Genomic DNA, 14,978 nt, shown 5'->3' with positions numbered 1-14,978 from the left:
CGTAACCCTCACGCGCCCGCCTCCAGGGCGCCGCGCACCTGGGAGACGGTCAGCCACTCCTGCGGCGCCAGGATCTTCGCGGTCTGCGGGGCGAAGGCGGGGGAGGAGACCACCACGCGCCCGGTCGGGCCGTCCGCGACGACCTCCCCGTCGGCGAGGATCACCACCCGGTGGGCCAGCTCCGCCGCCAGCTCCACATCGTGCGTGGCCAGGACGATGGCATGCCCCTCGGCCGCCAGCGACCGCAGGACGCCGACGAGCCGCCCCTTCGCCGCGTAGTCCAGCCCCCGGGTCGGCTCGTCCAGGAGCAGCAGCGGCGGGCGGGCGGTGAGCACCAGCGCGAGCGCCAGGGCGAGCCGCTGCCCCTCGGAGAGGTCGCGCGGATGCGTGCCGTCCTCGACGCCCGGGAGCAGCTCGGTGACCAGCGCCCGGCAGGTGCCCTCATCCGCGCCCGCGTCCCGGTCGGCGGCGGCGCACTCGGCGGCCACCGTGTCCGCGTACAGCAGGTCGCGCGGCTCCTGCGGGACGAGGCCGACACGGCGGATCATGGCGCGCGGATCGGTACGGGCGGGGGCCAGGCCTCCGACGCGTACGGAACCCGAGGTGGGCTCCACCATGCCGACGAGCGCGCTGAGCAGGGTGGACTTCCCGGCCCCGTTACGGCCCATCAGCGCCACGGTCTCGCCCGGGGCGACGGTGAGCGTGACCCGCCGCAACGCCTCGATCCGCCCGCGCCGCACGCTGAGGGATTCGACGCGGGTGACGGGGTCGGCGGGACCGGGTGCTTCCACGGCTTTCGTACGGCCCAGCAGCCGGGCGAGACGCCCAAGGCGCTGACCACTCGGTACGGGCGGGCCCGCGACGGACACGTCGGCAGCAAGCTCCGACGGCGCGGACGGCTTCGACGGGGTGGACAGTTCCGACGGGGTGGGCATCTCCGACGGCGCGGGCGGCGAGGCCGATGCCAGCCGGGCCCGCAGGCCGCCCGCCCCGCGCCGGGCGTCCCGTACCGAGAGCGGCAGCGGGTCCCAGCCCGCCAGCAGCCCCAGCTCGGCGACCGGTGGCCGGACCGGCGAGACGGCCATGATGTCGGCGGGCGCACCCATCATCGGGGCGGCGCCCGGCGCGGGCAGCAGGACGACCTGGTCCGCGTACTGCACCACCCGCTCCAGCCGGTGCTCGGCCATCAGCACGGTCGTCCCGAGATCGTGGACCAGCCGTTGCAGCACGGCGAGGACCTCCTCGGCCGCCGCCGGGTCCAACGCGGACGTCGGCTCGTCGAGGACCAGCACCTTGGGGTGCGGGGTCAGCACCGAACCGATCGCCACCCGCTGCTGCTGGCCGCCCGAGAGCGTCGCGATCGGCCGGTCCCGCAGCTCGGCCAGCCCCAGCAGATCCAGCGTCTCCTCCACGCGTCGGCGCATCACATCAGGCGCCAGGCCCAACGACTCCATGCCGTAGGCGAGTTCGTCCTCGACCGTGTCCGTGACGAAGTGGGCCTGCGGGTCCTGCCCCACCGTGCCCACCAGATCGGCCAGTTCACGCGGCTTGTGGGTGCGGGTGTCCCGCCCGTCCACCGTGACCCGGCCGCTCAGCACCCCGCCCGTGAAGTGCGGCACGAGCCCCGAGACCGTCCCCAGCAGTGTCGACTTGCCGACCCCCGACGGCCCGACCAGCAGCACCAACTCCCCTTCCGGCACCGCGAGATCGACGCCGGAGAGCGTGGGCCGGTCCGTCCCGTCGTACCGCACGGAGACCTGCTCGAACCTGATCACGCCTGCTCCTTGCTGCGACGGTCGTGTTCTTCGAAGCCCGGGGCCGACGACGGCGGTACGGGGGCGACCAGCGCGGGCAGCAGCCCGACCAGTACGGCCGCCGCGGGCCAGAGCGGCAGCACGGGCGCGGTCAGCGGTACGACGCCGGGGTGCAGCGCCTCCGGATCGACCGAGCCCGCCCAGATCATCGCGGCCGCCACCACCGCACCCGACCCCGCCACCAGCCAGGCCCGTACGCCCCACCGGTCGGGCCGGTAGCGGGTGCGCACCGAGCGCCGCCCGCCCAGCCGCAGCCCCGCCATCGCCGCGACGAGCCCCGCCAGCAGAACGGGCAGCCCGTACACGGCCCCTTGCGCGGCGAGCAGCCCGTACGTCCCGGCGCACACCCCGAGCAGCCCGCCGAGGGTGAGCACGTTGGTGGTGTGGCGGACGGCGGGCGGGACCTGGGCGGTACGCCCGTACCCCCGCGCGTCCATCGACGCTGCGACCGCCACCGACCGCTCCAACGCCCCTTCCAGCACCGGCAGTCCGATCTGCGCGATCGCCTTGACGCCACCGGTCGGCCGCCCCCGCAGCCGCCGCGCGGTCCGCAGCCGGACCACATCGGCGACCATGTTCGGGGCGAACGTCATCGCGACGACGACGGCGACCCCGACCTCGTACAGCGCACCCGGCAGGGACTTCAGCAGCCGGGCCGGGTTGGCGAGCGAGTTCGCGGCTCCGACGCAGATCAGCAGGGTGGCCAGCTTCATCCCGTCGTAGAGCGAGAAGACCAGCTGCTCCGCCGTGACCCGGCCGCCGATCCGCACCCCCTGCGCCCAGTCGGGCATCGGCACCTCGGGGAGCGTCAGCACGGTGTGCGAGCCCGGGATCTGCGAGCCGAGGAAGACGGAGAAGACCAGGCGCAGGGCCACGACGAAGAGCCCGAGCTTGATGAACGCCCCGTAGGAGCGGGCCCAGGGCGCGTCCGTACGCCGGGCCGCCACCACATAGCCCGCCACCCCGACCAGCAGGCCGAGCAGCAGGGGGTTGGTGGTCCGGGAGGCGGCGGTGGCCAGCCCCAGCGCCCACAGCCACCACGCCCCGGCGGGCAGCGCGTTGGAGCGGCCCGCCTCGGGCGCGTGCAGGGCACGGCGGAGCAGCCGGGCCGTCCCCGGGGCGTACGTCATCGGCGCCGGCGGGCCTGGAACACGGCGGCGACGCCGAGGAGCAGGACGGCACCGATACCGAGGAGGAGACCGGCCGAGGGCCCGCCGCTGCCGCCGTCATCCGCTGCCGGGGCCGAGGAGGGGGAGGAGGCGTCGGTCGGCTTCACGCCGCCGTCCTTCTTGCTGCCGTCCCCCGACACCTGCTCGCCGCAGCCCGTCTTCGGGTAGCCCGAGATCGCGCAGATCATCGCGCTGCTGTCGTACCGCAGCGGCTTCGCCACCGAGGCGAGCGCCTCCGCGCTGCTGGCGTCCGGCGCGACCTGGGCACAGGCGGTGCGCAGCGCGGGCGGCTCCTCCCCGTCCGGGGCGTCCTCCGCCGTACCCGGGTCGATCACCAGGGCCACCCGCTTGGCGCCGTCCTTCGCCGGGGTGGACGCGCAGACCGCCCCGAAGTCGGGGGCGTGGCGCGGCCGGTGGGCGTCGGCGGAGTCCTCGCTCACGGCGAACCGGAAGCCCTGGACCGTACCGTCGTCGGGGCGCACGAGGGACGGCCCCTGGGTGGCGTACGCCCAGCTCTTGCCGTCGCCCTGCCAGAAGGACCAGTAGCGGTACCCGGCGGCCTCGGCGGCGCCCGCCCCGAGCAGGACGGCCGAGGCGGCGAGCAGGGTGGTGAGGAGAGCGGCGATCGGGGCCCGGAGCAGTGCTCCGGACCGCGCACGCCGCTCACCGACGGCTCCCGTACGGGCCACGGTCGCAACCGCCTCCGTACGCGGTACGCCGCCTCCCGACGACGTACGCATCACGGCTGCTGCTTCTTCCGGCGCATGCTCAGCAGGAAGCCGATGCCCGCGCCGAAGAGCAGACCGATGCCGACCAGCCACCACAGGCCGAGCCCGCCGTCGTCGCTCTCGGTGCCGCTGGAGGGCTGCGGACCGCTCGGCGTCGGGGAGGGGACGGCGGTCGCCGCGGGGGCGGGGCCGGTCGCGTTGAGCTGCTTGACCAGGTCGACCCCGCCGAAGCTGCGGGCGTCGGTGCCCGTGGCGTGCGCGGCGAAGATCAGCTGCGCGGTGGCGGCGGGCCCGCCCTGCTGCGCCCAGGTCTTGGAGTTCTTCTCCAGCCACGCCACCGAGGCGGCGGCCTTGTCCTTGTGCCCGGAGGCGGCGAGGGAGACGACGGCGTCCGCCGTGTTGCCGAAGTCGGGCTGCGGCTCGCTCTCCTCGGCGCCCGGCATCGGGGGCTGTTCAAGATAGGGGGAGGCGGCCAGGGTCGCGGCGAGGTAGTGGGCGCCGTTCTGCGCGCTCTGCTCGGCGGTGAGTCCGTCGCCCTTGGTGCAGACCGGGTCCTTCACCGCGTTGGCGTTGCCGACGGCCATGCCCTTGCCGAGCAGCCCGAGCACGGCGGCGGCCGAGGCGTCGGTGTTGGCGACGAGCTCGCCCTTCTTGCCGGGCTGGTAGGCGAAGGCGCCGCCGTCCTTCTTCCCGCACGGGATGGCGAGGGCCTGGAGCGCGGTGTACGGGGTCTTGCCGTCGGCGGTGGTGAGCTCGCCGATCGGGACGCCCGTACGGGCGAGGGCGCCGATCACGACGGCCGTGGAGTTGGCGTCGCTGGGGCTGCCCGGGTTGTACCCCCAGCCGCCGTCCTCGTTCTGGACGGACTTCAGCCAGTCGGCCCCGTTGTCGGCGGCGTCACGGTGCTGGCCCAGCTCCACGATGGCCTGGACGGCGGCGGCCGTGGCGTTGGTGTCCATCACGGTCGAGGCGTCGCACGGCACGGAGGCGTCGGGCCGGAACGAGGTGAACGCGCCGCTGTCGCACTGCTGCTCCACCAGCCAGTCCACGGACTGCTTCGACGGCGTGACGAGCTCGATCTTCTGCGCGAGGAAGGCCAGCGACTGCCGCCACACCCCGTCGTACGTGGGGTCCGTCGTCCCGTAGAGCCCGAGCGGCAGCTGGGCCGAGGGGGACGGGCTCGGTGCGGCGACCGCGACGGGGGAGACCGCGACGGGTGCGGCCGCGCCCAGAAGAACGGCGGTGGTCGCGAGCGCGGCTGCGCTGCGGCGTACGGTCATGACGGGCTGTGCCTCTCCTGCGGGGGCCGGCGCTCCCGGGCGCACGAGGGCACCGGGCTCCGGCCCCGTATACCTCGACGGTGCCGGCCACCGGGGTTCCGGTGACCCTGGGCCACCGGGTTCCCGATGGCCCTGGGGCCCGTGGTCACACTGCCCCTGGCCGCTCACGCTCCGCGGACAGGGCGCTCCGGCTGCCGCCGCGCGGACGGCTCGGACGGTTCACGGCCGGGGCCGGTTCGCACCGGCTTCCCCCTGTACGGGCATGATGACGACCTGCCCACTCTACCGGGCCGTAGCACTCGGGCCGGGGGCGGCAGACCGCTCGCGTCGTCCGGAGGGAGCAGCGCGCGGACACTCCCTGCGCGCTGCGTCGCGATGTACGTGACCGGGTACGGGTCACACCGCGATGTACGTGACCGGGTCGCTGCCGGCCACGGCCTCCGCGCGCCCGAGTTTCACCAGCCGCCGCAGATGCGACTCGGCCTCCGAGACGGCGATGGACCGCGAACCGTGCGGGATCTGCTCCCAGGGCCGGTTCCACTCCATCCGCTCGGCCAGCTGCCACGGGGTGAGCGGCGTGGAGAGCAGGGCAAGCAGCCCGGTGAGCCGCTCCTCGTGGTGGTCCAGCAGCTCCTGTACGCGCCCGCCCGCATCGGTGAACGCGTGCTGGTGGGCGGGGAGCACCTCGGCCACCCCGAGCCGCCCGATCCGCTCCAGGGAGGCGAGGTAGTCGCCGAGCGGATCGGTGACGGCGGTGTCGTCCGGGTCCTCGTACAGCCCGATGTGCGGGCTGATCCCGGGCAGCAGATGGTCCCCGGAGAACAGCCGCCCGTGCCCCGGCAGGTTCGCCGGATGCCGCTCCTCCAGATGGAGGCAGACGTGGCCCGGGGTGTGGCCGGGGGTCCAGACGGCCCGCAGCCGCCGCCCGGCGAGGGGGAGGAGTTCGCCGGGCACGATCTCCCGGTCCGGCAGGGCGGCGCGCAGCCCGGGCAGGGTCCGCAGCCGGCCGCTGGTGCGGGCGGCGATCAGCGGGGCGAGGTGGTCACCGGGGGCGCCGACGGCGGCGAGCTTGCGGGTGAGGTAGCCGAGCCAGGTGCCGGGTTCGGCCTCCCGGGTACGCCGGACGATCGCGGTGTCCGCCTCGTGCATCGCGATCCAGGCCCCGGACGCCTCGCGGACCTGGCCGGAGAGGCCGTGGTGGTCGGGGTGGTGGTGGGTGATGACGACGCCGTGGATGTCGGTGACGGAGATGGAGAGGGCGGTGAGCCCGGCGACGAGCGTGTCCCAGGAGGCGGGGTCGTCCCAGCCGGTGTCGATGAGGACGGGGCCCCGGTCGGTGTCGAGGAGGTGGACCAGGGTGTGGCCGAGGGGGTTGTCCGGGATGGGGACCTTGATGCTGTGGACGCCCCCGCCGTGGTCGGCCACTCGGGCCACCTGCGTCACCTGAGTCATGGGCTCCCCATCTCTGCTCGGCGGGCGGCGCGAACTGCCTCCACTCTAACGAGAACTCGTTCCATTGGTAGCCCAGGCCAACCAAATCGACGCTTCCTGGGTACGGTCCACGCCGTGGACTCCTGGAACAGGAACTGGTATCAGTTCTGACGAGCAGTCAGTTACGGTGCACGGGTTCGCTTCGCGGGAGGCAACGGCCATGACGGAACGTACGGATCTGGTGGAACACGGACAGCTGTTCATCGGCGGCGAGTTCACCGATCCGCTCGGCACCGAGGTCATCGAGGTGATCTCCCCGCACACCGAACAGGTCATCGGCCGCGTACCGCACGCCTCCGAGGCCGACGTGGACCGCGCGGTCGCCGCGGCCCGCCGCGCCTTCGACGAGGGCCCGTGGCCCCGGATGACGCTGGACGAGCGGATCGCGGTGATCACCCGGATCAAGGACGCCTTCGCCGTGCGGCACGAGGAGTTCGCGCGCCTGATCAGCGCCCAGAACGGCACCCCGTACAGCGCGAGCGTGATGGTGCAGGCGCTGGCCGCGATGATGGTCTGGGACTCGGCGATCACGGTGGCGCGCACGTTCCCGTACGAGGAGCGCCGCGACGGAGTGCTGGGCCCTCTCCTGGTCCGCCGCGAACCGGTCGGGGTGGTGGCGGCGGTCGTCCCGTGGAACGTCCCGCAGTTCACGGCGGCAGCGAAACTGGCCCCCGCCTTGCTGGCAGGCTGCACGGCAGTCCTGAAGGTCTCCCCGGAAACCCCCCTGGACGCCTACCTCCTGGCGGAGATAGCGGCGGAGGCGGGCCTGCCGCCCGGGGTCCTCTCCATCCTCCCGGCGGACCGGGAGGTGAGCGAGTACCTGGTGGGCCACCCGGGCATCGACAAGGTCTCCTTCACGGGCTCGGTAGCCGCCGGCCGCCGCGTGATGGAGGTGGCCTCCCGCAACCTGACCCGCGTCACCCTCGAACTCGGCGGCAAGTCGGCGGCGGTGATCCTCCCCGACGCGGACCTGGAGGCGGCGGTGGCGGGCATCGTCCCCTTCGCCTGGATGATCAACGGCCAGGCGTGCGTGGCCCAGACGCGCATCCTGGCCCCGCGCTCCCGCTACGACGAGACAGCGGAGGCGTTCGCGGCAGCGGCGGGCGCCTTGCGGGTGGGCGACCCCTTGGACCCGACCACCGAACTGGGCCCCTTGGTGGCACAACGCCAACAGCAACGCTCGCTCGACTACATCAAGTTGGGCCAGGAGGAAGGCGCCAAGATCCTCACGGGCGGCAGCCGCCCCGCCTCCCAGGAACGCGGCTGGTACGTAGAACCCACCCTCTTCGGCTCGGTCGACAACTCCATGCGCATCGCCCGCGAGGAGATCTTCGGCCCGGTGATCTGCCTGATCCCGTACGGAGACGAGGCCGAGGCCGTCCGCATAGCCGACGACTCCCCGTACGGCCTCAGTGGCAGCGTCTGGACGGCGGACACGGAACGCGGCATCGACGTGGCCCGCCGCGTCCGCACGGGCACGTACAGCGTGAACACCTTCAGTCTCGACATGCTCGGCCCGTTCGGCGGCTACAAGAACTCCGGCCTGGGCCGCGAGTTCGGCCCTGAGGGCTACGGTGAGTTCTTCGAGCACAAGATGATCCACCTCCCCGCCGGCTACCGGGAGGCATGATGGGCGACCGCTGGCACGTGGAGGTCGACCGCTCCGTCTGCATCGGCTCCGGCATGTGCGTCAACCACGCCCCGGACGCCTTCCACCTGGACACGGCCCGCCAGTCCCACCCCCTGGCCGAGGACCGCGACGCCGCGGAGCAGATCCTCGCGGCGGCGGAGGGCTGCCCGGTCGAGGCGATCACGCTGACGCTGGCGGGGTCGGGGGAGGCGGTGTTTCCGCCGGAGGAGTAGGAGGCCAAGGGGTTTCGGACGGGCGCCAGTGCCAGATCAGGTGTACGCGAGATCGCCGCCAAGGCCGACAAAATCCAGAATATTCTTTCGGGCCTGCTCGCCTTCCAGTGGAACCCCTCCGTCACTGAGGGTTCGGAAGATTTCCGGATAGCTCTCCGAATTGCAGAAGAGTACGAATCCGGATTTCGGGTGACCATTGAGAGGGATCAGCGGGATCAGGTTGTTCGCGACGCATGATCTCACGTAGAGAGATACGATCTCCCTACGCTGAAGTTCCAGCTCCACACTGTTTTGAAAGTCCCTGGAGAGGGAGAAATGATGAGCCATCAATTGCGCTGTGGACAACCATGAATCTCGTGACTCCTCATAATCTCCGAGCGCTATGGCGAAGCCGGTACTCCGTACACGGAGGGCGTCGATCAGGTGCTCAGCCTCGGATTCACCATTGGTCAGTGCTCGGTATCTCTCCTCGAAGAATGGCATTCCCTGGAAAAGTTTGCGAGCAATCCGTTTCGTCGATCGGAGCATGAGGGTGTTGTTGTCACCTGACTCTTCTTGATCGCTCTGCTCCGGGCAGCACCTTGCTGACCACGTGAAAATGCTCCTCTGCGTGAGGCGCGGTAGCAGTTCAGCCCAGACCTCCTTCTCGCTCAAGGGATCACAAAAGATCCAAATAGCCCCCGTGTTCTCGAAATCTCCCTCCAGTGAGGAGACGAATGATCCAACACTCTGGGAATCCCAGAAGGCCTGCCCCGATGCCGTCCATCGAACTGATTCGCGAAGGTTTTCGCCAGTCATTTTCCTACTCGCCTTTCATGCCGTACTTCGAGTTCATGTCTCCGTAGTAAATGTGTTCACCTCTGGGGCCATGGTAGTGCGGCAGTGCCCATTGCTCCTTGTCCTTGAAGTAGTGACCGTTTGCGTGATGGTGAAATTCGATTTCTCGCCCGCGAGAGTCGATCCCGGTGATTACCTCCCAGGGCTCGTTCTTGGGCCCCGTCAAGTTTGGGTTCTTTCCCCAGGTCGGGGTGCGCTCCAGCCATGAGGGATCCTCGATCTCATACCGTTTCATAACTTCCCTCAGTGCATCATCGTGACTGGGGAAGTGGACATCTCCGCGAGCGGCATCCAACGGAACATGATTCTCGGGGCCGCCGATTGGGCAAGGCCCCAATCCGAGTGGATCCGACCAGGCGAGCGGGTTGTAGACGTACGTTGACGGATTGGGGGCCGGCAGCAACCCTAGAGGATCCGGAGTGAGGTATCGGGCGGTTTCGGGGTCGTAATGTCGGTAAAAGTTGTGATGAAGTCCGGTCTCCGGGTCAAAGTACTGTCCGGGAAAGCGGAGCGGAATGTAGGCGGTGTTGCCGGTAGCCCACGCAGTGGTGCCCCATAGTGTGCGTCGGGTGTGCCAGGCTGTAGCGCCTGACTCGTCGACAAGTTCGGTCGGAGCACCGACCAGGTCAGTGACAATCGCGAAGAACCGGTCCTCGACCGAATCTTGTGACTCGCAAGGCGACAGCACTCGCTCCGTCTGAGTGAGAGGTCGCAGGCCGGCATAGTCCCAGGTGAGGGCGATCGGGTTGGTGAAATCCGCAGCCTTTGTGACCTGCTCGCACAACAGAGTCCCGTCCCAAGTGAACTGGACTTCTTCTGCGATCGCGTCGCCGTCGGTCAGCCGCTGCTTGGCGATCCGGCGACCAAGAGGGTCATAGAGATAGCGCCAATGGCTGCCGTCCGGTGTTCTGGCCGATGTCAGATGATCTTCGGCATCCCATGTGAAACGCCAGGTGTCCGGCGCGCGGGACGGGCGTGGCTTCTGGCGCATGGTGATGCGGCCGACGGCATCGTGTTCATAGCGGACGTGACCGGCGCGGTCGATGCGTGTGCCCGTGTAAAGGCGCTCCCCTACTGCTTCCCGACCAGGGTGGGATGTCGGCCATGAAGCGAGAGTCTGGTTACCGGCTTCATCGTAGGAGTAGGTCTCGGTCCAGCTTTCACCGCTGACCCGGGTCACCCTGCCGACGATGTCAAGGTCGAAGTGACGGGGACCAGTCATTGAATCCTGGATGTCGGTCAGATGGCCGTCGGCCCGATACGTATAGGCGCGGAATCGCGTGGGCCGCTCGGGCGTCGACACCTGCTCGTCGGTGATGCGGCTTACCATGTCGAAGCCACGGCTGACGCTGACTTCCTCCCCCAGCTGCTGAAGGGTCTGACGCCCTGCGGCGTCGTAGAAGAAGTTCACGGTTCGGCCAGAGCTTGTCAGCGCGGTTCGTTGGCCGACGGCATCGTATGACCAAGTGCTTTCGGCGCCAGAAGGGGTCGTACGGGAGGTATTTCTTCCAAGGGCATCGTGCCGGTAAGTGAGAGTGCGACCATTGACGGTCTCGGACCTGAGCCGCCCCTCGTGGTCGCGCAATCGGGTGAGCTCGGCATCGGGGCCCACTGCGCGGGCAAGTTCATCAAAAATATCGTATTCGAAAGTTGTGACCGATCCGTCTGCGTCTTTGCGGACCAATTGCCCGAGTGCATTGTGTTCGTACCAAACGGTTTGCCCCATGTTGTTGGTGCGAGTGAGCAGACGCCCTGCATCATCGTAGCTGTATGAGATGGTGTGACCGTTGAAGTCCGTTTCCGAGGCCAGTTTCCCCCTGGAATCATAGGCATAGGTCCACTTCAGGCCTTGAGGATTGACTACCTCCGTCAATTGAAGGTTGGAGTCGTATGCATACTGAAAACGAGATTCGTCGGGTCCGATTCTGCAGAGAGGCATGTCGAAGTCGGTGTACTCGAAACGACTGACTGCCCCTATGGCGTCGGTGTAGGTGAGACAATTGCCTTCGCCGTCATAAGTCCACGATTCTTCTGTTCCATCGGGACGGATCCGCGACAGCAGCCGACCTTCGACCGTCCATCGGCAATAGGTTGTATTGCCCAAGGCGTCTATGACAACAACGGGGCGTCCGAATGCGTCGCGCTCACAGCGGGTCGTCGTTCCGAGCGGCGTCGTGATCTCGACCGGTAGCCCAGCCGGGTCATTCCGCACGACTGTGGTGTTGCCAAGCGCGTCGACAACGGAGACGACGTGGCCTGCTTCGTCGTATGTGAAGAGGTTGATCGTGCTCGAACCGCGGGAAACTGCTACCCGGTTTCCGCGCTGGTCATAGGTCTGATGAACCACCCTTCCATCCGTCCCCGCGACTTTCGCTGGGAGGCCGAGCCTGTTGTATTCAGCGGTGGACCGCCGGCCGTCGGGGCGGATGGTGACCGTTGCTCGGCCGGATTCATCGTATTCGTAACGGCTGACATGCCCCAAGGGGCTGGTCCGCGACAGCAGCAGACCGAACCTGTCGTATTCAGAACGAGTGATCGCACCCAACGCGTCGATCTCGGCGACGATCTGTGCACGCGCATTGATGACAAAACGCCGTGTATGGCCCAGGCCATTGGTCATGGACGTCATACGCAGCCCTGATTCAGGGTCTGTGCCATCCCAGGTGAAATGAGCTTCAAGGCGACCGCTCGCGCCGCACTGGTAGACGCAGCGGTCGAGGTCGTCGTAGACGTACTCGTACCGGCTGCCGTTGGTGTCCGTCCACGCGGTGATGCGGCCCAGGTCGTCGCAGTCGAAGCGCAGAGGCCGGCCGGAGGAGTTGGTGACCGTCGTGAGGTGGCCGTCCGTGTAGCCGTAGCGCAGGATTTCCTGGTCGGTTCCGTCCGGTGCGGCGCCCGCCAAATGCAGGGCGGTGACCCGGCCTTCGGCCGTAGTGAGCTTCAGGTGGTATCCGCCGTGATGGACGATGGACGTCGGCGCGCCCGCCTCGTCGTACTCGAAAGTGATCCAACGCCCGTTACGGTCATCGATCTGGACCAGGAGCGCCAGATCGGCGTTCCGGTCGGCGAAACGCAGGATTCGGCCGGTATCCGGGTCGGTGATGGTGTAGCCGTCGGCCGCTCGGTCGAGAGGCCAGCGTCGGCCGTGCGTGGGCATGACGGGAACACCGGGCGCGGGGTGCGGATAGGCCAGCAGGCTTCCTTGGTCGCAGCTGAACACGACGCCTTCCGCGTCGATCTCCAGCCGTTGATCGATGGTGCTCGACCAGCCAGTGCCGAACCACCGGCCATTCCGGTAGGAGGAGTCGAATACGCGCGAGAATATGAGGGGCAAGGATCCCGGAAGTGTGATGTCCGTCTGCGGCATGAGCATGCGCCCGGTCGCGACGTCGATCGGATCGCCCTCGCACTCGACTTGGCTGCACTTCTTGCTGTTGGAATCGGGCGCCTTCTCATGCCCTTCCCGCGCGGGCCCCGGCGGCTTCGGCGGCCCCTCATGCCCCGCCCCCTTCCGGAGCCCCGCCCGCAGGCCGCCCTTCAGTGTTCCGGCACCCTTCGTTCCTACCGCCTCAGGGAGCAGGCGCCCGACGAATTCCCCCGGGTCGCTCTTCGCCGCATCCCACGCGTCCTTGAGAGCCCGGTCGGGGTTGGCGGCGGTCCTGGCGAGCCCGGAGAGCGTCATGTTGACGCCCTTGTACATCTCCGCCGGGTGGGTCAGGTTGTACGGGTCGATCGGGTTCGTCTGGCGGAGGAAGCCCACCAGGCCGCCCGTGCCCTTCAGGATGCCCCCGCCGAGATGAGCGATCTCGACCCCCTGGGAAAGGCCGTGGTCGTACAGCTCGTCCTTGAACCGGTCCCGGCCCGTCGGCTCCTTCGGGGCGTGCGCCATCGCCGCTGTGACCGCGCTCTTGGCCCGCTCGCCGGCCTCGTTCCGGGACCTCCGGGCGTCCTCCAGATCGTCCTGGGCCCGCTTCCGCTTGGACACCCCCGGGTCCGAGAAGGTGCCGGGATGGGGGAGAGGCTGGTCGCTGGTGCGGGCCGCGTTGTACGCGTCGACCTTCTTGTTGAACGCCGAGACCGCCTTCTCGGAGTCCTGCGTGCCCTCCTTGTACAGCGCGATCGCCGCTCGTGCCTTGCCCTGGGCGCTCGTGACGGCCGACGCGTACGTCTCCAGCGCCTTCGCCGCGTCCTCGAACGCGTCCGCCGCGCGCAGCCAGTCGGTGGGCAGGGCCTGGAACTTCGACCGGAAGGTGTCGGCCGCCTCCCCGCGCCAGTGACCGGAGTCCAGCTTCTTCAGCCCGCCGCCGACGAGGCCGAAGGCCTTCTGGAAGTCCCGCAGGTTCTTCACCGCCGCGGTGATCTTCTCCGGCTTCCCGTGGATCAGCTCATCGGCCTCCTCGCTCTGCCCGAGCTGCTTCTCCCCGACTTCCGCCCCGAGCGAGGACGCGGTCGCATCGCCCCAGTCCTCGACCTTGTCGGCCCAATCGTGCGCCCCGACCCTTTCCAGTCCGGCGCCGATCTTGTCCGTCGCCTTGTCGACGCCCTCGCCCAGGAGCTCCTTGCCCTTGTCCAGGCCCCGTACGGTCCCGTCGACGACCTTGTCGAACGCCCCACCCAAGTCCACCATCAGCGACTCTCCCCCCAGCGAGGCTCCTCGGCCTGTGCCACGGTCTCCGGGGAGGGCTTGAGGTGCTCCTTGCCCCACGCGTCGATCTCTTCACGCTGCGCCTCGTCGACACCCGAGGCGTCCAGCAGCGCGTCCCCCACGTCGTAACCGGTGTCCTTCCACTGCTGCTTCACCTCGCTGTGCGCGTCCTTGAAGGAATCCACGCCCCAGTCCGGATTGTCGAAGGCCCGCTGGGTGCTGATCGTGTCCCAGCTCATGTCCTTGACCTCGTCCTCCGACAGATACGGGTTCCCGTTTGCGGAGTTCACCACGATCTTGAGCGAGTCCTTGACGTACCGCTCCTGCTCCGCGAACGAGCCCGCCGACAGACCGAGCCCCGCAGCGAGGTCGTTGCCCCGCTGGGACAGTGTCCGCACCCCCCACTCCCACCGCTTGCAGAACGTCTCGAACTCCGACGTCAGACCGCCGTGCCCCAACTCCAGCCCGGACAGGGCGAGATCCGAGAAACCCCGCCCCGCCGACGCCCTGCCGATGGAGCCGAGGTCCTTCAACTCGGCGTGTGCCAGATCGATGCCCTTCGCTATCTGCGCCAGAGCCGCCGCCGACACATCCAGATCCGCGCTGTCCCCGCTCATCCCGTCTCCCCCAGATCGACCGCCACATGGTCGGGCACGATGCCCGCGACCGGCGGGAACAGCACGCCGTCCGTGCTCCCCGCATCCAGTGCGACTCCCGCCGGGCCCGACAGCATCGGCACCATCACGTCCAGCAGGCGCGCACCGAGGATCGTGCGGTACGTCCACTCCCGTGCGCCGTCCCCCTGTGCGAGCGCGAACCGGGCCAGCGCCTCTTCGTCCGAGAACGCACAGATCCACCGGACGCCGTTTTGGTCCGCCGTCCACAGACTCCCGTGTTCGTCGAACGGCACCAGCACCGCCGTACGACGGAACTCGCCCAGCAGTCTCGCGAACTCGCGCCGCGCGACCGACAGCTGATCCGCTGGATTCTCGGAAGGCGCCGGTTCGGATGCCCGTGGCGTGTCGGCCTCCCGCCCTTCGGATACGGTCCAGTCGGCCAGATCGGCGAGCCTGGACCGGCGGCCGGGCTCAGGTATGTCGTCCCCGTGGTCAGTCACGTACGGGATGGTGTCATGGCGTTCTTCACGGCAG

Annotated in this window: 11 protein-coding genes; 2 read left to right on the top strand and 9 right to left on the bottom strand. The window is 69.1% G+C overall.

The window, feature by feature from the left end; translation table 11 throughout:
* Positions 1–8: 8 nt before the first annotated feature.
* The 5 genes from GTY67_RS08250 to GTY67_RS08230 all read right to left on the bottom strand — a co-directional run bounded on the left by GTY67_RS08250 (position 9) and on the right by GTY67_RS08230 (position 6,443).
* Positions 9–1,775, bottom strand: coding sequence for an ABC transporter ATP-binding protein (locus GTY67_RS08250; RefSeq protein ID WP_161278243.1), 1,767 nt, complete (start codon positions 1,773–1,775; stop codon positions 9–11).
* Positions 1,772–2,944, bottom strand: a complete 1,173-nt coding sequence (locus tag GTY67_RS08245) for an energy-coupling factor transporter transmembrane protein EcfT (RefSeq protein ID WP_093689098.1) — start codon at positions 2,942–2,944, stop codon at positions 1,772–1,774. Before GTY67_RS08245 ends, GTY67_RS08250 begins: the two co-directional genes overlap by 4 nt.
* Positions 2,941–3,723 (bottom strand): SCO2322 family protein, encoded by a 783-nt coding sequence (locus tag GTY67_RS08240; protein ID WP_237502562.1) that lies wholly within the window; start codon positions 3,721–3,723, stop codon positions 2,941–2,943. Before GTY67_RS08240 ends, GTY67_RS08245 begins: the two co-directional genes overlap by 4 nt.
* Complete coding sequence (locus GTY67_RS08235) at positions 3,723–4,991, bottom strand: prenyltransferase/squalene oxidase repeat-containing protein (RefSeq protein WP_161278242.1); 1,269 nt, start codon at positions 4,989–4,991, stop codon at positions 3,723–3,725. The genes GTY67_RS08240 and GTY67_RS08235 overlap by 1 nt, the downstream gene beginning before the upstream one ends.
* Before the next feature lie 396 nt (positions 4,992–5,387).
* Positions 5,388–6,443, bottom strand: coding sequence for an MBL fold metallo-hydrolase (locus tag GTY67_RS08230; protein WP_202461364.1), 1,056 nt, complete (start codon positions 6,441–6,443; stop codon positions 5,388–5,390).
* A gap of 199 nt (positions 6,444–6,642) precedes the next feature.
* On the opposite strand from GTY67_RS08230, the gene GTY67_RS08225 reads away from it, so the two are divergent.
* Positions 6,643–8,112, top strand: a complete 1,470-nt coding sequence (locus GTY67_RS08225; protein WP_161278241.1) for an aldehyde dehydrogenase — start codon at positions 6,643–6,645, stop codon at positions 8,110–8,112.
* Positions 8,112–8,345, top strand: a complete 234-nt coding sequence (locus GTY67_RS08220) for a ferredoxin (RefSeq protein WP_093689090.1) — start codon at positions 8,112–8,114, stop codon at positions 8,343–8,345. The genes GTY67_RS08225 and GTY67_RS08220 overlap by 1 nt, the downstream gene beginning before the upstream one ends.
* Positions 8,346–8,381: 36 nt before the next feature.
* On the opposite strand, the gene GTY67_RS08215 is transcribed toward GTY67_RS08220, so the two are convergent.
* Genes GTY67_RS08215 through GTY67_RS08200 form a run of 4 tightly spaced genes read right to left on the bottom strand, consistent with a single transcriptional unit; the run spans position 8,382 to position 14,944 of the window.
* Positions 8,382–9,143: a hypothetical protein gene (locus GTY67_RS08215; protein WP_161278240.1), complete on the bottom strand. Its 762-nt coding sequence runs from the start codon at positions 9,141–9,143 to the stop codon at positions 8,382–8,384.
* Between the two features lie 4 nt (positions 9,144–9,147).
* Positions 9,148–13,809: a putative T7SS-secreted protein gene (locus tag GTY67_RS08210; RefSeq protein WP_161278239.1), complete on the bottom strand. Its 4,662-nt coding sequence runs from the start codon at positions 13,807–13,809 to the stop codon at positions 9,148–9,150.
* Positions 13,809–14,444, bottom strand: coding sequence for a hypothetical protein (locus GTY67_RS08205; RefSeq protein ID WP_161278238.1), 636 nt, complete (start codon positions 14,442–14,444; stop codon positions 13,809–13,811). Before GTY67_RS08205 ends, GTY67_RS08210 begins: the two co-directional genes overlap by 1 nt.
* Positions 14,441–14,944, bottom strand: a complete 504-nt coding sequence (locus GTY67_RS08200) for an SseB family protein (protein ID WP_343238652.1) — start codon at positions 14,942–14,944, stop codon at positions 14,441–14,443. Before GTY67_RS08200 ends, GTY67_RS08205 begins: the two co-directional genes overlap by 4 nt.
* Between the last annotated feature and the right edge of the window lie 34 nt (positions 14,945–14,978).

The sequence above is a fragment of the Streptomyces sp. SID8374 genome (assembly GCF_009865135.1).
Lineage (GTDB): Bacteria > Actinomycetota > Actinomycetes > Streptomycetales > Streptomycetaceae > Streptomyces.
This window is presented reverse-complemented; position numbering and strand designations above follow the sequence as displayed.